This window comes from Campylobacter taeniopygiae (genome assembly GCF_005406225.1).
Taxonomy (GTDB): domain Bacteria; phylum Campylobacterota; class Campylobacteria; order Campylobacterales; family Campylobacteraceae; genus Campylobacter_D; species Campylobacter_D taeniopygiae.
In genome coordinates, this window is the sequence record NZ_NXLY01000088.1 from 1 (window position 1) to 304 (window position 304).

A 304-nucleotide genomic window follows, 5' to 3' on the forward strand; every position below is an offset into this window, starting at 1 on the left:
ATGTATTCTTTAAGTTTATCTTCATAATAAGCAAATTCGGGTTTGTCTTTGAAACCGAAATTAGCTTCGCCTTTATATCTATAATCACTACGATAATATTTACAACCATTAGAAAGGACTTGAGGTAAAATTTTATTCAATACTTCTAAGTCTGATACTGTAAAATATTCATGTGTTTTAAAAAAATCATCCATATATTTATCTCTTTCTTTTTCTCTTTGCAATATCTCTTCCCTTGCTTTTCTATCAAAAATATAAAGTCCACCATAATTTTTTGAAAGAATTTCTAATTCTTTTTCTTCTT

At 26.0% G+C, this 304-nt stretch carries 1 pseudogene; it reads right to left on the reverse strand.

Annotated elements, in window-relative coordinates:
• A pseudogene (locus tag CQA75_RS09470) lies at positions 1-224 on the reverse strand (tRNA 2-selenouridine synthase); the annotation flags it as partial.
• Between the last annotated feature and the right edge of the window lie 80 nt (positions 225-304).